General features: G+C 73.9%; 16 protein-coding genes and 1 pseudogene. 5 read left to right on the forward strand and 12 right to left on the reverse strand.

Annotated features, from left to right (window positions below; all coding sequences use genetic code 11):
• Nucleotides 1-108: 108 nt before the first annotated feature.
• The 5 genes from ACIQ9G_RS31830 to ACIQ9G_RS31850 form a co-directional block, all read right to left on the reverse strand.
• Nucleotides 109-1032 carry an LLM class F420-dependent oxidoreductase gene (locus tag ACIQ9G_RS31830; RefSeq protein ID WP_403616535.1) on the reverse strand — a complete coding sequence of 308 codons (924 nt, stop codon included), beginning with the start codon at nucleotides 1030-1032 and terminating at the stop codon, nucleotides 109-111.
• 54 nt (nucleotides 1033-1086) lie between these two features.
• A complete protein-coding gene (locus tag ACIQ9G_RS31835; protein WP_403616536.1) occupies nucleotides 1087-1557 on the reverse strand; it encodes a DUF6099 family protein in 471 nt (156 codons plus the stop codon).
• Between the two features lie 208 nt (nucleotides 1558-1765).
• Entirely contained in the window at nucleotides 1766-2194 is a 429-nt protein-coding gene (locus ACIQ9G_RS31840) for a nucleotide pyrophosphohydrolase (RefSeq protein ID WP_403616538.1), read from the reverse strand.
• Entirely contained in the window at nucleotides 2191-3456 is a 1266-nt protein-coding gene (locus ACIQ9G_RS31845; protein ID WP_403616541.1) for an AAA family ATPase, read from the reverse strand. Before ACIQ9G_RS31845 ends, ACIQ9G_RS31840 begins: the two co-directional genes overlap by 4 nt.
• Before the next feature lie 78 nt (nucleotides 3457-3534).
• Nucleotides 3535-3924 carry a cell division protein SepF gene (locus tag ACIQ9G_RS31850; RefSeq protein WP_403616544.1) on the reverse strand — a complete coding sequence of 130 codons (390 nt, stop codon included), beginning with the start codon at nucleotides 3922-3924 and terminating at the stop codon, nucleotides 3535-3537.
• A gap of 250 nt (nucleotides 3925-4174) precedes the next feature.
• On the opposite strand from ACIQ9G_RS31850, the gene ACIQ9G_RS31855 reads away from it, so the two are divergent.
• Nucleotides 4175-5908, forward strand: a complete 1734-nt coding sequence (locus tag ACIQ9G_RS31855; RefSeq protein WP_403616546.1) for a hypothetical protein — start codon at nucleotides 4175-4177, stop codon at nucleotides 5906-5908.
• Between the two features lie 24 nt (nucleotides 5909-5932).
• Here ACIQ9G_RS31855 and ACIQ9G_RS31860 read toward each other — a convergent pair whose 3' ends face one another.
• The 4 genes and pseudogenes from ACIQ9G_RS31860 to ACIQ9G_RS31875 form a co-directional block, all read right to left on the reverse strand.
• Nucleotides 5933-6922, reverse strand: coding sequence for a mechanosensitive ion channel family protein (locus tag ACIQ9G_RS31860; protein WP_403616549.1), 990 nt, complete (start codon nucleotides 6920-6922; stop codon nucleotides 5933-5935).
• Nucleotides 6923-7151: 229 nt separating this feature from the next.
• Nucleotides 7152-7739, reverse strand: coding sequence for a class I SAM-dependent methyltransferase (locus ACIQ9G_RS31865; protein WP_403616551.1), 588 nt, complete (start codon nucleotides 7737-7739; stop codon nucleotides 7152-7154).
• A 151-nt stretch (nucleotides 7740-7890) separates the two neighbouring features.
• Nucleotides 7891-8565 (reverse strand): annotated as a pseudogene (locus ACIQ9G_RS31870) (rhodanese-like domain-containing protein); the annotation flags it as partial.
• A 67-nt stretch (nucleotides 8566-8632) separates the two neighbouring features.
• Nucleotides 8633-9121: an ATP-binding protein gene (locus ACIQ9G_RS31875; protein WP_403616554.1), complete on the reverse strand. Its 489-nt coding sequence runs from the start codon at nucleotides 9119-9121 to the stop codon at nucleotides 8633-8635.
• A 177-nt stretch (nucleotides 9122-9298) separates the two neighbouring features.
• Between ACIQ9G_RS31875 and ACIQ9G_RS31880 the strand changes: the two genes are divergently transcribed.
• Nucleotides 9299-11968 carry a LuxR C-terminal-related transcriptional regulator gene (locus ACIQ9G_RS31880; protein WP_403616556.1) on the forward strand — a complete coding sequence of 890 codons (2670 nt, stop codon included), beginning with the start codon at nucleotides 9299-9301 and terminating at the stop codon, nucleotides 11966-11968.
• A gap of 167 nt (nucleotides 11969-12135) precedes the next feature.
• Here the strand turns inward: ACIQ9G_RS31880 and ACIQ9G_RS31885 are convergent, their stop codons facing one another.
• Both ACIQ9G_RS31885 and ACIQ9G_RS31890 read right to left on the reverse strand, forming a co-directional pair.
• Nucleotides 12136-12411, reverse strand: coding sequence for a hypothetical protein (locus tag ACIQ9G_RS31885; RefSeq protein WP_403616558.1), 276 nt, complete (start codon nucleotides 12409-12411; stop codon nucleotides 12136-12138).
• Between the two features lie 7 nt (nucleotides 12412-12418).
• Nucleotides 12419-12583, reverse strand: coding sequence for a hypothetical protein (locus ACIQ9G_RS31890; protein WP_403616560.1), 165 nt, complete (start codon nucleotides 12581-12583; stop codon nucleotides 12419-12421).
• Nucleotides 12584-12725: 142 nt separating this feature from the next.
• Here ACIQ9G_RS31890 and ACIQ9G_RS31895 point away from each other — a divergent pair, with 142 nt between their 5' ends.
• Nucleotides 12726-13463 (forward strand): FadR/GntR family transcriptional regulator, encoded by a 738-nt coding sequence (locus ACIQ9G_RS31895; protein ID WP_403616562.1) that lies wholly within the window; start codon nucleotides 12726-12728, stop codon nucleotides 13461-13463.
• Nucleotides 13464-13591: 128 nt separating this feature from the next.
• Here ACIQ9G_RS31895 and ACIQ9G_RS31900 read toward each other — a convergent pair whose 3' ends face one another.
• The gene (locus ACIQ9G_RS31900; RefSeq protein ID WP_403616565.1) at nucleotides 13592-15265 is read right to left on the reverse strand and encodes an L-lactate permease; all 1674 of its coding nucleotides are present in this window, start codon (nucleotides 15263-15265) and stop codon (nucleotides 13592-13594) included.
• Nucleotides 15266-15490: 225 nt separating this feature from the next.
• Here ACIQ9G_RS31900 and ACIQ9G_RS31905 point away from each other — a divergent pair, with 225 nt between their 5' ends.
• The gene (locus ACIQ9G_RS31905) at nucleotides 15491-16258 is read left to right on the forward strand and encodes a (Fe-S)-binding protein (protein ID WP_403616567.1); all 768 of its coding nucleotides are present in this window, start codon (nucleotides 15491-15493) and stop codon (nucleotides 16256-16258) included.
• The gene (locus ACIQ9G_RS31910; RefSeq protein ID WP_403616570.1) at nucleotides 16255-17799 is read left to right on the forward strand and encodes a LutB/LldF family L-lactate oxidation iron-sulfur protein; all 1545 of its coding nucleotides are present in this window, start codon (nucleotides 16255-16257) and stop codon (nucleotides 17797-17799) included. The genes ACIQ9G_RS31905 and ACIQ9G_RS31910 overlap by 4 nt, the downstream gene beginning before the upstream one ends.
• Nucleotides 17800-17850 lie beyond the last annotated feature (51 nt).

Genomic DNA, 17850 nt, shown 5'->3' on the forward strand with positions numbered 1-17850 from the left:
GGGGGCGGTCGTCGGTCCGGGGCGACCCGGGGCGGCCGCTCGTGCGAGGCGGCCGGGGCGGTCGTTCGCCCGGGGCGGCCGGAGTGTCCGGCAGGGCGGCCGCGGAGACTACGACAGCTGCGCCTGGACCTGGGACGAGATCAGCTCCAGGTGGTCCAGGTCGTGCAGGTCGAGCATCTGGAGGTAGATCCGCCGGGAGCCGGCCTCGGCGTAGCGGCCGATCTTGTCGACGACCTCGGCCGGTGAGCCGGCCAGACCGTTGGCCTTCAGTTCGTCGACCTCGCGGCCGATCGCCGCGGCCCGGCGGGCGACCTCCTGGTCGTCCCGGCCGACGCAGGCCACCAGGGCGTTGGAGTAGATCAGGGCCTCGGGCCCGCGGCCGGCCTGCTCGGCGGCGGCGCGCACCCGGCCGAACTGGCGCTCGCTGTCCTCGACGGAGGCGAACGGCATGTTGAACTCGTCGGCGTACTGGGCGGCGAGCCTCGGCGTGCGGGTCGGGCCGTGGCCGCCGATCAGCACCGGGATCCGGGCCTGCGCGGGCTTCGGCAGCGCGGGCGACCCGGTGAGGTCGTAGTACGTCCCGTGGAAGTCGAAGGTCTTGCCGACCTCCGTGGCCCACAGGCCGGTGACGATGGCCAGTTGCTCCTCGAGGCGGGCGAACTTCTCCTTGGGGAAGGGGATGCCGTACGCCTTGTGCTCCTCCTCGAACCAGCCCGCGCCAAGGCCGAGTTCGACCCGGCCGCCGGACATCTGGTCGACCTGGGCGACCTGGATGGCGAGCACTCCGGGCAGCCGGAAGGTGCCGGCGGTCATCAGTGTGCCGAGCCGGATGCGCTTGGTCTCGCGGGCGAGTCCGGCCAGGGTGATCCAGGCGTCCGTGGGGCCGGGGAGGCCGTCCACGCTGCCCATGCGGAGATAGTGGTCCGAGCGGAAGAAGGCGTCGAACCCGAGGTCTTCCGTGGCCTTCGCCACGGCGAGCAAGGTGTCGTAGCCGGCCCCCTGCTGGGGCTCGGTGAAGATGCGAAGATCCATGTCTCCATCCTGCCCGACCGGGCTACCGTTCCGGCGCCGGCCGGGCTCGGGTTCCTAGCCCGGCTCCCGTTCCGGCAGGGCCTCCTCGCGGGCCGCCAGTTTCCGCAGCATCTCGCGGACCCGGTCCCGGGACTCGTCCGCCGCGTCGATCGCCTCCACGCACTGCCAGTACACGCCCTCGTCGGCCGCCGAGCTGGCGACGCCGACGAGCGATATACCGACGTCGCCGAGCAGGCCGTCCAGGCACAGCAGGGCCTGGCGGGCGTCGTCCAGCTCGGTCAGCTGGGCCGCCCGCAGGTCCCCGGGGTCGAGGTGTGTCACGTCCAGCACCCCGCAGCCCCGGCCCGCCAGCTCCGTCAACCCCAGTGCCTCCCCGCGCAGTTCGGGCGGGCCCGAAACCGCGAGCCTGCTGCCTATCGCCTGCGCTAGGGCCTGCGCCTGCCACACCTCCGTCAGGGTCGCGGAGGCGTCGCCGCTCCCCGCCAGGGCACGTCTGCTCGCCAGGATGAGCCGCACCGCGTCCATGCGCTGTCCCCGTCTCTCCCGACGTGCTCATCGCACGTCCGCCCGAACTCCCTTATTCACTACCCAGAGTGAAGTGCGATGGGGCGAAAAGCCAGAGGAAGACGGAAATCTGCGGACAACAAATCGGTAGCGGACAGCTTGACGACTCCGGAGAGTGATAGCGGAGTCCGCAATTCCCCTCAAGTCGCCCACCCTGGCCCTGGCGGGCCTAAGCCCCCGCGGCGTCGCCCGGAGCGTCGGTGGCGCCCGGAGCCTCCAGAGCGCCCGGAGCCCCCGGGGCGTCCGTGGGCTCCGGCTCCCCCGGCACCGGGAACCTCCGCTCGTTCCGGTCGATCTTCGCGTCGAGCGCCGCCAGCGGGTCGACGCCGAGCACCTCGCAGAGCTGGAGCAGATAGGCGAGGACGTCCGCCACCTCGTCGGTCACGCGGTGCGCGGTCTCCGGGTCGGCCATGACGCGGGCCGACTCCTCGGGCGTCAGCCACTGGAAGATCTCGACCAGTTCGGAGGCCTCCACGCTCAGCGCCGCGACCAGGTTCTTGGGGGTGTGGTACGGCTGCCAGCCGCGTGCGGTAGCGAACGCTGCCAGCCGGGCCTGCAACCCGGCCACGTCCAGCGGCCGCTCGGTGTCCTTCGTCACGGCACCAGGTCTACCACCCTCGCCCCGGGCACCCCGGCGGCCCCCGACGCGTCGCTCACCGCGCCGGTGAGCCGGATGTGCCCGCGTGCGCACATCTGCGCCGCCAACCGCAGCAGCCCGTCCCGCTGGCCGGGGTCCAGTCCCCGGTCGAATCCGTCGGCGAGGACCGTCAGGGTCTGCAGGGCGGCGGGCACCTCGCCCGCCGGGTCGACCTCCAGCACGCCCGGCCCGGTCAGCAGCACCAGGGCCAGCGCCGCGTACCGCAGTTCGCCGTCACCCAGCCGCTCGAACCCGGTGCGCACCCCGTCCCCGCGGTCCAGCACCGCCCGGACCAGCCCGCCGTCCACCGGCTCGGCGAGCACGTCCGCCACCGGCCCGGCGCAGCCCGCGCGCACCGCCGCCACGAGCCGGGCGTGGCGCCGCCCGCATTCGGCACGGGTGCGCCACAGCACGTCGGCGAGGTTGTCGCAGCCCCGCAGGAGCCGCCCGGCGCCGGCCGGCACCGGCTCGCGCATCCGGGCGGGCGACGGGTCGCAGGCGAACACCGACCGCAGGGCCACCAGCGTCTGCTCGGCCGCGGCGATCACCTGCCGCTGCCCGTCGGTCTTCCCGGCCACCCGCAGCGGCAGCAGCGCGGTGCCGAGCCGGTCGTCGGGCAGCGGCGCGCGGGTCACCGGCGAGGAGCCCGCCGTGTGCCAGGCGGCCTGGACGGTGCGCCGTCCCGGATCGCGCAGGGCGGTCTCCAGCAGGACCAGCCCCCCGCCGGTCAGCCGTTCGCCCACGATGCGCAGTTCCGGCTCGGCCTGGACGGCGACGTCCAGCCGGACCGGCCCCTCGGGGCCGTCCACCGTGCAGCCGATGCGGAAGCCGCGGCGGCGCTGGGCGTCGGGCCGGGCCCGTTCGGGCACGCAGGCGACCGGGTCGGGGAAGACCGCGCCGAGTTCGGCGCCGCCGCCGAGGCGGGCGAGTGCCTCGTACGCGGTGAGCGCGCTGGTCTTGCCGGATCCGCTGGGCCCGGCGAGCAGGCTGAGCGGCCCGAGCGGGAGGCGCGCGCCGCGGTGCCCGGCGAACGCGGAGAGCCGCAGTTCCGTGACGCACGGGCGGTCCGGGCGGGCCGGGCGCTCCCGCCGGGCCGGACGGTCCTCGGGACCGCCGAAAGACGTCGGGGAAGCCGGGGAAGCCGGAGAAGCCGGGGAAGCCGGCTCCGCTCCCGGCGTCCGGGACGACGGCGGGGTGGGAGCGGACGCGGGTGACACGGTCATGTCCCGGACGGTAGGAGAGCCCGCGTGGGACGAACCGTTCCGCCCGGGGGAGCTTCCTACGATCGGGGGACGCCCCCGCTACACGCCGGGGACCGCCGCACCCTCCATGAGCCCACTGACCTCGGTACCGGGCGGCGTGAGCAGGAACACATTGCGGTCGACGCGGTGCATCCCGCTCGCCAGCCCGAAGACGACCCCGGTGCTGAAGTCCAGGACCCGCTTGGCGACCTCGGTCTCGGCGCCGGTGAGGTCGAGCAGCACCGGGACACCCGCCATCAGCGTCTCGGCCACGTCGCGGGCGTCCGCGAACACATTGACCCGGAGGACGACGAAACGGCGGCGGGTCTCCGTCTCCGCGTCGGGCCGGACACGGTGGTCCACCGCGGACGGCCAGGCGTCCCGGCCGCGCAGCGGGACGACCTGGGCGAGCCCCTCCCACTGCTCATCGGTGACGTCGTAGCTGTTCACCGGCTCCCCCCGACCTGACTCGTACTCATCGCCTGCACTGGTCAATTCTTACGCCAAGTCACCCGTTCGGCCGAACAGCGACACGGTGCGCGACGAACTCTCCCGCTTTCTTCCACCGCCGTGCGTCCGGAACGCCCCTGACGCCGCGTTGGAGCGGTTACGGCCCGAACATGCCTTCTTACCGGCCTCACACCGGACTTTTCATCTCCTGTCACGACCCGCTCACCGGCCGCGGTTAGCGTCCGGTGCCGTGCACGTGGCAGAGAAGCATCTGGTGGCGCCCGGCCGGCCGGCCCGGCCGGTGGCGTCCCTACCGGAAAGCCCCGCTCAGTGGCACCGCGTCCTCACCCTGCTCGCCGACATCAGCCTGTTCATCGGCACCCGGGCGGTGTGGACACAGGCCGCCTCGCACCGGCTGCCCGTCGCCGCGGTCATCTCGCTCTGCTACGCCTCGATCCTGGGGTGCGGGGTGCTCGCCCTGGTGGTGCGCCGGGCGCGGTCGCTGGCCCGGCTGGACCTGTGCGTGCTGGCGACGGCGGTGGCCCTCGTCCTGTGCGCGTGGGCGATGAACCACGCGGGCGGCGACGAGGCGGTGCTCACCACCCAGGCCGCCCGGGAACTGACCGCCGGGCACCCGGTCTACGGCCGGCCGTGGCCCTGGCTCTTCCACGCCCACCACATCGCCCTGACGCCGACGGTGCACGGCGGCTACGACTACACGTACGGCTATCCCCCGCTGGCGATCTGGCTGACCGTTCCGCTGCTGTGGCTGGGGCACGGCGGCGCGCCCGCGACGGCGATGGGCACCGGGGCGCTCGTCACGGGCGCGGTCGTGCTGTGGCGGATGCTGCCGGTGCCGTGGCGGTCGGCGGCGACCATGGTGTGCCTCGGCTTCGGGTTCCTGCCGACCTACGGGCGGCAGGGTTATCCGGCGATCCTCGCCCTCGCGCTGCTCGTGCCGGTGGTGGTGCGCTGGCCCCGGATCGGACGGGGCGGACGGCTCGGCCCGGCGGGCCTGGCGCGGGCCGCATGCCTGGGCGCGGCCTGCGCGGCGCAGCAACTGCCCTGGTTCCTCACGCCGTTCCTGCTGGCCGGGATCTACGCGGTGCGCCGCGGGGAACTGGGCCCCCGGCGGGCCGGGCTGGTCGTGCTGCGGGTCACCGCGGTCGCGGTCACCGTATGGCTGCTGGTCGACACCTACTTCGTGGTGCGCGAGCCGGGCCCCTGGCTGTCGGGCATCGCGCTGCCGCTGACGCAGGGCGCGGTGCTGCACGGGCAGGGCCTGGTGGACGTCTCGCTGTACCTCACCGACGGCAGCGACCGCCTGGACTGGTACGCGCACGCCAGCCTGCTGCTGGCCGCTGCCCTGCTGGCCGTCTTCGTGCTCTTCGTCCGGCGTCTGGGACCGGCGGCGACCGTCCTGCCCTGGTGCGCCTTCTTCGTGGCGACCCGGTCCCAGGACGGCTACTACCTGATGATGGCGCCGCTGTGGCTGGCGGCCGCGGTCACCGCGCCCCCGTCGGAGTTCGCCGGGGCCTGGCAGCCCCGGCCGCGCCCGCTGTCCGGCCGGCACCGCCGGCCGGCCCGGATCGCCGCGGCCGTCCTCCTGCTCCTGCCCGCGCTGGTGAGCGCGACCGTGGCCGCGACGGGGCGCCCGCCGCTGGCCATGCGGGTCACGTCGGTGCGAAGGGACTCCGCCGCGTACGTCACCGGGCTGGCCCTTCAGGTCACCAACACCGGCGACAGCGCCCTGGCCCCGCACTTCATGCTCACCACGGGCCAGGGGATGACCCGTTACTGGCCCCTCGCGCACGGCCCGGCCGAGATCCCCGCGCACACCACCGCCCGCGTCGAACTGCGGGCTCCCGGCGGCCGGTACCCGGTCCCCCGCCCCGGCGCCCGCATCCGTCTGCGCGCCTTCACGGCCGAGCCCCAGACCCTGTCGAGCCAGGACATCCGGCTGACGGCGCGGCGGCGGGGATGACGGTGCGCCGGGGGACCCGCCCGGTCAGCGCAGTTCGGCGAGGGAGGTGGTGGTGCCGTCGTCGCTGCGCAGCCAGATGGTCCGCTGCGGGAAGGGGATGTCGATGCCGGCCGCGTCCAGGGCCTCCTTGACCCGGCGGCGCAGCTCGCGGGTGACCCCCCACTGTTTGAGCGGCACCGTCTTGACCGCGAGGCGCACCAGCACGCCGTCCGCGTCCAGGGACTGCACGCCCCACACCGAGGGGTCCTCCAGCAGCACGCCCGCGAACGCCGGATCCTGCCGCATGGCGTGTCCGGTCTCCTCCAGGACCCGGTAGACCTCGTCCAGGTTCGCCTCGTAGGCGACGGCGACGTCGAGGACGGCCCGGGCCCACTCCTGGCTGTCGTTGCGGACCCGCTGGATCTCGCCGTTGCGGATGTGCCACAGACCGCCGTTGAGGTCGCGGACATGGGTCAGCCGCAGGCCGACGTGCTCGACCTCGCCCACGGCCTCACCGAGGTCGACGGAGTCGCCGACGCCGTACTGGTCCTCGATCATGATGAGCATGCCGGAGAGGTAGTCGGCGACGAGGTTCTGCGCGCCGAAGCCGATCGCGAGGCCGACCACACCGGCGCTGGCGAGCACCGGGCCCAGGGCGATGCCGATCTGGTCGAGCACCATGGCGACGCCGACCGCGAAGAGCACGATGGAGACGACGCTGCTGAGGACGGAGCCGATGGTGCGCGCGCGCTGCTGGCGCCGCTCGCCGGCCCGGCTGCTGTCGCGGTGCAGCACCGCGGGCCCCCGGCCCGTCCTGCGGCGTGCCTCCTGGGCCCCCTCCTCGGCGGGTTGCAGGATGTGCTGGACGACACGGGTGATCGCCCGCTTCGCCAGCATCCTGACCAGCGCGACGACGATGACGATCAGAGCGATCCGCAGCGGGATCCCGATCAGGGCGGCGGTGTGGTCGCTGATCCAGCGGGGCATCGCGACGGCCGCGTTCGCGGCACCGGCCAGGTCAGGTAGGTGCGCCATAAACTCGTGTGCTCCGTTCCTGGAGTGGTGTTGCGCTGACGTCGTGCGCGCCTACCCACAACCGCGAGCGGTCATGACACCGAACTGGCCTGCGGCGCCACCGGCGGTGAGCGGCGGCGCCCGCGTCGGCGGCGGCCCTCCTGTCCGCCGCGGGGCCGGGTAGCCCACCTCACACCGCGATGTGGGTGACGCGGCGGACCGCGCGGGGGGGTGCCGCGGGCGCTCGGGTTCAGTGGCGGACGGCGCGGACCACCGTGTCGAGGGCCACGGCGTCGCCGACCGGACGGCGGGCCACCTCGGCCACGACGAGATCGGCGCACGGTTCCCACACCGCCCGCACCCGCTCGACGCTGGACAGCACCCGTGGGTCCCGCGGACCGCCGGTGCCGTGCTCCAGGTTGTCGGCGTCGTGGCCGACCAGCAGGAGCGTGCCTCCCGGCCGCACGGCACGGCAGGCGCTCTCCAGCACCCGGTCCATCTCCGGCGGGGGGAGATGAAGGTAGGAGATCAGGACCAGGTCGTAGGCGGCCTCCTCGGGCGTGTACCGGGTGACATCGGCCACCGCGGCCCGCACCGCCCCCTCGTACCGCCCGGCCGCTTCCTCGATCCGGCGCACCGCGACCGGGGAGAAGTCGAGCGCGTCGACCCGCCAGCCCCGGCTCGCCAGCCACGCGGCGTTACGGCCCTCCCCCGCCGCCAGATCCAGCGCGCGTCCGGGGCGCAGTCCGGCGGTCTCCCGGGCCACCCACCGGTTCGGCTCGGCCGACCACACGCGCTCCGCGGCCCGGTAACGCTCGTCCCAGGCGTCCGCGTCCATGTCTCCTCCTCGCTCCTCGGGTCCGCCACGTCCTTCCCGCCGGTGCGGCGGACCGGACCGGCCGACCCGCCTCAACGCTACGGGAACGGGAAACCCGTACCCCGGCGGCATCGGGGGCGGCATGACGCCGGCCGCCCCGGTGCGGGCGGGTTCAGGCGGTCGCCGCCCAGGCGCCGTATCCGCCGAGGAAGTCGGAGACGTCCTCGAATCCGCGGTGGCGCAGCAGGCTCGCGGCGATGGAGGAGCGGTGGCCGCCCGCGCAGTGCAGGACGAGCGGACGTCCCTTCTCGATCTCGCCGATCCGCGAGGGGAGTTCACCGAGGGGGATGTGCAGGGCCTGGTCGATCTGCCCGTTGGCGCTGCGTTCGCCGCAGGAGCGCACGTCGATGACGAGCGGCGGGTTGTCCTCGCCCAGCGCCTCGCGCAGCCGGGCGGCCGTGAGGCGGCTGGCAGGGGTGACCTCCGCGCCCAGCCCGGCGAGGGCGTCGTCGGGGCCGCGCAGGTATCCGCCGACACGGTCGAACCCGATACGGGCCAGCCGGGTCACGATCTCCTCCTCCCGGTTCTGCGGGGCGACGACGAGGAGTTCGTCGGCCGGCGAGAGCACGGTGCCGGCCTGCTCGGCGAAGCGTCCGTCGGCGGGTACGTTGACGGCCCCGCGCAGGTGCCCGGCACCGAACTCCTGCGGGTCACGGGCGTCGACCACGACCGCGCCCCGGGCGCGGCGGGCGAGGAACTCCTCGACCGTCAGGGGCTTCGGGGCCACGGCGGGGTCGTGCAGGGCCCGTTCGCGCCGGTTGAGGTCGGCGTCGTAGCCCGGACGCGCGAGCGTCAAATACCCCCCTGGGTATTCTCCGGGGCGGTGGCGGCAGCCCGGTGAAAGGGACTCGGTGCTACAGGGCGATCACGGCTCGCACCAGCGTGCCCTCGTCGGAGCACTGCACGGTGCTGTCCACGGAGTAGGCGTCGACCAGGGCGAGCCCGCGGCCGAATTCGGCGTCCATGTCGGCCGCCTCGCAACGGGGAGAGGGGCGCTCCCGCCATTGGCCGCGGTCGCGCACCGACACAATCAGCGTGACGTCGTCGCTCTGCAGCATCATCGTCAGGTCGGCGCTGCCGCTGTGCAGGACGACATTGGTCGCCAGTTCGCTGACGATCACGGCGAGCGCCTCCTCCGCCGCCGCGGACAGCCCACGGCCGCGCGCCACCGCCCGCGCCAGCCGGCGTAAGCGGGACACGGCGTGCGGAGACGCCTCGAGGGCGGCCACCGCCAGGACGCGCCCGGTACCGGGAGACACCCTCTCGCGGCGGCGCTCGGATCTCGGCGGCTCGTCCACACCGAGGGACGCCCCGCCGGGGCTCGGACACGTCACGTAGCTCACGCCGTACTCCTGCTTGGCAGCCGACCGCGTCAGGCGGCGGGCCCCGCCGGTCCCTGCGGACCGCGGGGCCTCACGGATTTCACCGTGCCCGCCGCCCCGAGCGCGCGGCAATCAGGGCAGACTGAGTACGGATACGCAAACAACAAGGTTGTCTGTGTGAAGTCGGGGTGACGAACCATGCCGGACGCCGCAAGTGCGGACGAAGCCGAGGCCGCACTGCTGCGACGGCTCGATTCCGCCCTTGCCCCGGACGGCCCCGGCCGGCCCCTGCTGCTCCTGGTCGAGGGGCCCGCGGGAACCGGCAAGAGCCGTCTGCTGCGCCGACTCGCGGCGGCCCGGGGCGAGTCCGTGCACCGGACGGCCCCCGACGGGCCGCTGCCCCGGCACGGCCCGCTGCTGCTCGTGGTCGAGGACGTGCACCGCGCGGCGTCCGCCGGTACCGCCGGCCTGCGCGCGCTGCTCGCCGACCCGCCCGCCCACCTCGCGTGCGTCCTGAGCTACCGCCCCGAGGAACTCACCGAACCTGGGCTGGTCCTGGGGCCCGACACCGAGTTCCCGGCCGAACTGACCGTGGTGCGGCACGTCCTCGGGCCGCTCGACGTCACCGCGGTGCGCCGGATGGCCGAGGACGCGATCGGCGCGGACCGTTGCCCGGCCGGCCTGGCCGAGACCCTGCACCGCGCCGCCGGGGGTGTCGCGCAGACCGTGGCCGACCTGCTCGACCGGCTGATCGCGGACTCCCCCGCCGACGGCCGGCCGCTCCCCGCCGATCTCGGCCGGCCGGCCGCCCCTCCCCGCCTCGACGCCCTGGTTCTTCGCCGCACCGCCGCCGTGCCCGAGGAGCACCGGCGGATCGTCTTCGCCGCCGCCGTCCTGGACGAGCCCGCCACGGCACGCGACCTCGCCGTCGTCTCGGGCCTCACCGGCCGGGCCGGCCACGACGCCCTGGTGGCGGCCCTGCGGGCCGCGGCGCTGGAGGAGCACGGGGACGGCCGGTACGGCTTCACCTCACCGCTCGCCGCCTCCGCCGCCCGCCGCGCGGCGCCCGGGCCCGCCCGCGAGGCGCTGCACGGGCGGGCCGCGCGCCTGCTCGCCGGGCGCCAGCCCGTCCCCTGGGAGCGCGTGGCCGGACACCGCCGCGCCTGCGGCGACGAACGGGGCTGGCTGCACGCCGTCGAACGCGCCGCCCAGCAGTACGAGGACGCCGGCGAGCAGCAGCGGGCCGTGGGCCTTCTGGAGTCGGCGCTGGCGACCGTCCCGGTTCCCGAGCAGGCCCGTTCCCGGCTCGCCATGCAGCTGGCCCGCTGTGCCGTGGTGGGCCTGCGCTCCGACCAGACGCTGAAGGTGCTCCGGCACATCGTGGCCGACCCCAACCTCCCTCCCGCCGTGCGCGGTGAGATCCGGCTGGACCTCGGGCTCCTGCAGTGCAACCAGATGGGCCTCGTCATCGAGGGACATGACGAACTCGTCCGCGCGGTCGACGAGTTGGCGGGCCGGCCGGTGCCGCTGGCCCGGGCGATGTCGGCGCTGGCGATGCCGTACGGGCCGGACGCGTCCTTCGCCGAGAACATCGTCTGGAGCGAACGTGCCGTGGCCGTCGCGGACGAGTCGAAGGACCCTGTGGTCCGGGCCGCCGTCGCCGCGAACCACGTGAGCGTCCTGCTCAACGGCGGAGACCCGGCCGCCTGGCAGCTCGTCGAGCGCCTGCCCCGCGACAGCGACCTCGTCGGCTGCCGGCAGCAGACCGCGCGCGGCCTGTGCAACGCGGCGGACGCGGTGGTGTGGCTCGGCCACTACGAGAAGTCGCGCACCCTGCTCGCCGAGGGCGTCGAACTGGCCGCGCGCAGCGGCGCCGTCTACGCCGAGCACACCGGCCGCGGCTGCGCCCTCGTCCTGGACTGGGCGACCGGCCGCTGGTCCGGCCTCGCCGACCGGTGCCGCGCGTTCGTCGACGAGGCCGGTGACATGCCCTACCTCGCCTCCGACGCCCGGATGGTCCTCGGCCTGCTCGCCCTGTCCCGCGGCGAATGGGCCGCTACGCTCACCCACTTGACCGGGCCCGAGGCGGCCGATCTCGACACCGGCCCCGTACCGATCTCGGCGACCGTGTCCGGTGCCCTGGTCAGACTCGCCCTCGCCCACGACGACATCGCGGGTGCGGCCGCCGAGGCGGCCGCCGCGTGGACACGGCTGCGCGCCAAGGGGCTGTGGGCCTGGGCCGCGGAACTCGCCCCCTGGGCGGTGGAGGCGACCCTGCGGGCCGGCGACGCGTCCACCGCGAGCGCGATGACCGACGAGTTCGCCGCCGGGCTGGAGGGCCGCGACGCGCCGTCGGCCGAGGCCGCGCTCGTCTGGACCCGCGGCGTCCTGGCCGAGCACACGGAAAGGACGGCCGAGGCCGCCGCGTACTACGAGAGGAGCGCCGCCGCGTACCGGGCGCTCCCCCGGCCGTACCACGAGGCGCTCACCTCCGCGCGGGCCGCCCGCTGCGCCCTGGCCCTGGGGGACGACAGCGGCTCCGCCGTCGCCGCGCTCACCGACCGCGCCACGGTCTTCGACTCGCTCGGCGCGACCTGGGACGCCGCCCGCACCCGCGCCGACCTGCGCCGTCACCAGCCCGCCGGGGAACGCCGGCCGCCCGGCCGCCCCCGGTACGGCGATGTGCTCTCGCCGCGGGAGGCGGAGGTCGCGGAGCTCGCCGCCGCGGGCATGTCCAACCGGGAGATCGCCGGCACGCTGCACCTGTCGCCGCGCACCGTCGAGCAGCACGTCGCCCGGGCGCTCCAGAAGATCGGTGTGCACTCCCGGCAGCAACTCGCCCACGCCCTGGAGGCGGCCGCGCGTTGATTGCGTATCCGTGAACTCCGGCCCCCGGATGGTCCGGGAGCCGCGCTCGCGCCAGGATCGGCCCCGGTTGCAGCGCCGGCCCCCACCCCCCACGCGGCGCTGCAACCCGCCGCCCACCCAGGGCCGGCGACCGGGGGCCGCGCCCCCGGCCGCCGTTCTGTCTGCTCTCAGGAGCCGCCCGGCCGGTCTCCTTCGCCGTGACGCGCGGAGCCCGGACCCGCCGCCGCTTCGGGCGTGGCCGTCGTGAACGGCAGGACGAGCCGGGAGGGGTGCGCGGCGTCGCGGTAGATCTTGTGGGTGACGGGGCGGCCCACCGGCAGGTGGAAGGCGTCCGGCGGCAGCAGCGCGTTGTGCGCGTCGGCCATCGGCTCGTCGTTCGACAAGTCCACCACCAGGCGGTGGCCCGGCCGGAAGGTGGCGGCGAACGGGCAGAGCCGCAGCACGTACTCCTCACGGCGTGCCGTCGGCGCGGCGGTACGGGTGCCCGAGGTACAGATGCCGCGGACGGACCTCGTCACGCAGGTACTCCGGGCCGGTGCGGTGGGCGACCGGGTCCGTGTAGCCGGGGAAGCCGTTGGCGGCCCCGTGTACCTGCACGGCGTCGCCGACGAACACCGATCGCTGCCCGTCGACGACGTAGGCGACCGACGCCGGCCCACGGCCCCGTACGGCGTACGCGGACGCTCACCCTGCCGAGAGGTCCGACCTCATAGCGCTGTGACATAGTTGCTACGGAAAGCGAGTCGGGGAGGTGCCGATGACAGCCGAGTGGCGTCCGGTGCGGCAGTCACGCACGCATGAACTCGTGCTCGAAAGCATCGAGGAGCGGGTGCTCGCCGGTGAGTTGAAGGCCGGAGACCGCCTTCCGCCCGAACGTGAGCTCGCCCCCACCCTCGGCGTGAGCCGCTCCGCGCTGCGCGAGGCGCTGCGGGTCATGGAGACGATCGGTGTCCTGGTCGCCCACGCGGGCCGGGGGCCGGACGCGGGTGCCCGGATCGTCCGCAACCCCGACGACGCGCTCGGGCGCCTGCTGCGCCTGCATCTGGCGCTCGGCAGCTACGACCTCCAGGACGTCCTGGAGGCCCGCGTCACCCTGGAGCGCTCGAGCTTCGAGGCCGCCGCGCGCAGGGCGTCGGAGGACGACCTGGCGCAGGCGGAGGAGGTGCTCGCGCGGATGCGGGAGCCGGGCCTCACCGTGGCGGAGTACAACGAGCTGGACACGCTGTTCCACGTACTGATCGCCCGCAGCTCGGGCAACCGGCTCATCTCGACGCTCACCTCGGCGGTCCGCGAGTCCGTGCGCACGCTGATCCTCAAGGCGGAGGAGGACGCGGAGGACTGGACCGCGACCGCCGCCGGACTCAACGCGCAGCACGCGGAGTTGCTGCGGCTGGTGCGTGCCGGGGACGGGGCCGGGGCCGCCGATCTGGTGGAGGAGCACATCCGGGGCTTCCACGGGACACTGGTCGACGACCGGGCGGAGGCCGACCTGTAGCCGGGCGGAGGCCGCCCCGCAGCCGGGCGGTTCGCGCGGTTCCCCCGCACCCCTGAAGGGCCGGCCGGCCCCGGGCGAACGCCCCGGGCCGGCCCGCCGTTCCCGCCCGCCGTTCCCGCCCGCGCGGACTACGGCAGCACCCAGGACAGCGCCGGCAGCGACTGGAGATACACCAGCACGCACAGGGCCGCGAGCAGCGCGAGGCTGTACTTGGCGACCCGGCGGAGCAGGACGTGTTCGCTGCCCGGCTTCTCCACGGCCGTGGCGGCGATCGTCAGGTTCTGCGGGCTGACCAGCTTGCCGACCACGCCGCCGGAGGTGTTCGCGGCGACCAGCAGGTGCGGGTCGATGCCCGCCTTCTGGCCGGCGGCCTGCTGGAGAGTGGCGAACAGCGCGTTGGCCGACGTGTCCGAGCCGGTCACGGCGGTGCCCAGCCAGCCCAGGGTCGGTGAGAGCAGCGCGAACGCGCCGCCCGCGGCGGCCAGCCAGGTGCCGATGGCGACGGTCTGGCCCGACTGGTTCATCACGTAGCCGAGGGCGAGGACCGCGGCGACGGTGGCTATGGAGGCCTTCATGTTCCTCAGCGTCGAGCCTGCCGCCCGCACGGCCATGCCGCCGGTCATCGGGTAGCGGTCGCTGCTCGTGAGCCGGTAGACGAGGGTGACCAGGACGCCGGAGACGATCAGCAGGGTGCCGGGGTTGCCGAGCACTTCCAGCTTGTAGATCGCGCTGCCTGCCGCCGAGCCGTCGCCGGCGAGGAGGTTGCCGTAGAGGCCGGGCCACTCCAGCTCGATGTTCCAGTGGCCGAGCAGCGTGGGCATGTCGAGGCCGCCGGCGTTCAGCTTGGCCAGCGCGAAGACGACGATGACGAGCGCGTACGGCAGCACGGCCAGCGCGACGCGGCCCGGCGTGAGCGGCTCCGACTCGACCTGGGAGCGCTGGTCGGCGGGGGTGTTCGGCTTCCAGAAGCGCAGCATGACCACGGCTGCGGCGAACCCGGCGAGGGCGGCGACGACGTCGGTCAGCTCGTAGGCGAAGTGTGCGGAGCACCAGAACTGGGCGACGGCGAAGACGGCGCCGGTGACCAGGGCGATCGGCCACAGCTCGCGCATGCCTCGGACGCCGTCGACGAGGAAGAGGAGGAGCAGCGGCACGAACAGCGCGAGCAGGGGGGTCTGCCGGCCGACGACGGCGGCGATGTCCTCGGCCGGAATGCCGGTGAGGTTGCCCGCGGTGGTGATCGGGATGGCCATGGAGCCGAAGGCGACGGGCGCGGTGTTGGCGACCAGGACGGTGACGGCGGCGCGCAGCGGCGGCAGGCCGACCGCCATCAGCATGGCGGCGGTGATCGCGACGGGCGCGCCGAAACCGGCCAGGGCCTCCAGCAGGCCACCGAAGCAGAACGCGATGAGTATCGCCTGTACGCGCAGATCACCGCGGCCCACGGCACTGAAGGCCCGGCGCAGGTCCTCGAAGCGCTTGCTGATCACGGTCAGTTCGTAGAACCAGATGGCCGCGACCACGATCAGCATGACCGGGAAGAGGCCGAAGAGCAGGCCCTGGGCGGCGGACAGGACACCCAGCCGGACCGGCATCCCCATGCCGAACACCGCGACGAGCAGCGCCACGATCAGCGCGCCGAGCGCGGACTGCCATGCGGGCCGCTTGGCGATCATCAGCAGCAGGAAGAAGGCGGCCAGGGGAACGAGCCCCAGAAGGGCGGTGGCGGCAAGGCTGCCGCCGACGGCGGTCACGTCGGGCGTGTAGGTGACCGCGAGTGCGGCGGATGGAGTAGGGGCCACGCGAGCAACTCCTCGTCGAGTTTCGTAGACCCCCACCACGAGGTCCCGCTCGTGAGGCAGGGGGTCGGTGCGCCTGGAGGACCGACTCAGTAGCGCATTGGAGATGTCGCATGTCAATAAGGTCGGACCAAATTGCGCTCCGTCCTTCTCCCAAAAATCTGGCTCGCCGACTTCAGGTCCGGTGATGCTATGGTCGGACCATAAAGAGATCGTGGAGGTCCTCCCATGCGTATCGGACTCTTCGCCACCTGCCTGGGGGACACGCTCTTCCCCGACGCGGTGAAGTCCACGGCCCGGCTGCTGACCCGCCTCGGCCATGAGCTGGTGTTCCCGCCGGGGCAGACCTGCTGCGGCCAGATGCACGTCAACACCGGCTACCAGCGCGAACCCGTCCCGCTGGTGCGCGCCTTCGCCGAGCAGTTCGGCGACGGCTCCATCGACGCCGTCGTCATGCCGTCCGGCTCCTGCGCCGGATCCGTGCGCCACCAGCACGCGCTGATCGCCGAGCGGTACGGCGACGCGGCGCTGCGCTCAGGGGTCGCCGCGGTCAGGGCGAAGACGTACGAACTGTCGGAGCTGCTCGTCGACGTCCTCGGCACCGTGGACGTGGGCGCCTACTTCCCGCACCGCGTCTCCTACCACCCCACCTGCCACTCCCTGCGGATGCTGCGCGTGGGCGACAAGCCGCTCCGACTCCTGCGCGCCGTCGAGGGCATCGATCTCGTCGAGCTGCCCGAAGCGGACTCCTGCTGCGGCTTCGGCGGCACGTTCGCCCTCAAGAACGCCGACACGTCCTCCGCCATGCTCCACGACAAGGTCGCGAACGTGACCTCCACCGGCGCCGACGTCTGCACCGCCGGTGACTCCTCGTGCCTGATGCACATCGGCGGCGGGCTGTCCCGCATCGCCTCGGGCACTCGCACCCTGCACCTCGCGCAGGTCCTCGCCGCCACCCGCACCGCGCCGTACGTCCTCCCGGAGGCCGCCCGATGAGCAGCACGTTTCTCGGTATGCCCGCCACCCCGCCGCGCGCCCCGTACGGCGAGGGCAATCTGCGGGGCGACGCGAAATTCCCCGAGGCCGCCCGCGGCGAGCTGCGCAACCAGCAGCTGCGCCGCAACCTCCGCAACGCCACCCACACCATCCGCGGCAAGCGTCTGGCCGTCACCACGGAGCTGCCCGACTGGGAGGCGCTGCGCACCGCCGGCTCCCAGATCAAGACCGACACCATGAACCGCCTGCCCGAGCTGCTCGAACAGCTGGAGGCGAAGGTCACCGCGGCCGGCGGCACCGTCCACTGGGCCCGCGACGCCGCGGAGGCCAACGCGATCGTCACGCGTCTGGTCGCCGCGACCGGCAGCGACGAGGTCATCAAGGTCAAGTCGATGGCGACCCAGGAGATCGGCCTCAACGAACACCTGGAGAGCCAGGGCATCACCGCCCACGAGACGGACCTCGCCGAGCTGATCGTGCAGCTCGCCCACGACAAGCCGTCCCACATCCTCGTCCCGGCCATCCACCGCAACCGCGACGAGATCCGTGAGATCTTCCTCGAACGGATCCCCGGCGTCGACGCCGGGCTCGACTCCGTCCCCGCGCATCTCGCCGCCGCGGCGCGCGCCTATCTGCGCGAGAAGTTCATGACCACGAAGGTCGCCGTCTCGGGCGCCAACTTCGGCATCGCCGAGACCGGCACCCTGTCGGTCGTCGAGTCCGAGGGCAACGGCCGCATGTGCCTGACCCTGCCCGAGACCCTCATCACCGTCATGGGCATCGAGAAGGTCCTGCCCCGGTACCAGGACCTGGAGGTCTTCTTCCAGCTCCTGCCGCGCTCCTCCACCGGCGAGCGCATGAACCCGTACACCTCGCTGTGGACGGGGGTGACCGAGGGGGACGGCCCGCGGGAGTTCCACCTCGTCCTCCTGGACAACGGCCGCACCGCCGCGCTCGCCGACGCCATCGGCCGCGAGGCCCTCAACTGCATCCGCTGCTCGGCCTGTCTCAACGTCTGCCCGGTCTACGAGCGTGCGGGCGGCCACGCCTACGGCTCCACCTATCCCGGCCCCATCGGCGCCGTACTCACCCCGCAGCTCGCCGGCATGCACGAGGCGAAGAACGACCCCAACTCCTCGCTGCCCTACGCCTCCACCCTCTGCGGCGCGTGCTTCGACGCCTGCCCCGTGAAGATCGACATCCCGTCGCTGCTCGTGGAGCTGCGCCACCAGCACACCGAGCAGTCCGGCACCACCGCCGAGAAACTCGCCATGAGGGCGGCGGCCGCGGTCATGGCGCGGCCCGGCCTGTACACCACCGCGCAGAAGGCCGCCGGGATCGGCCGGGTCGTCGCCGGACGCGACCGCAAGATCACGAAACTGCCGAAGCCGTTCGACGGCTGGAGCGACAGCCGGGACATCGCGGCGCCGCCGAAGCAGACGTTCCGCGACTGGTTCTCCTCGGCGGAGGGACAGCAGGCGCTGCGCGCCGAGGAAGCCGCCGCATCCGGCCGGCACGGCGAGGAGAGTGACGGACGTTGAGCACGCCGAGGAAGAACACCGGGGCGACCGGGGCCGCGCGGACCGTCCCGG

The organism is Streptomyces sp. NPDC096152, assembly GCF_044763235.1.
GTDB lineage: Bacteria > Actinomycetota > Actinomycetes > Streptomycetales > Streptomycetaceae > Streptomyces.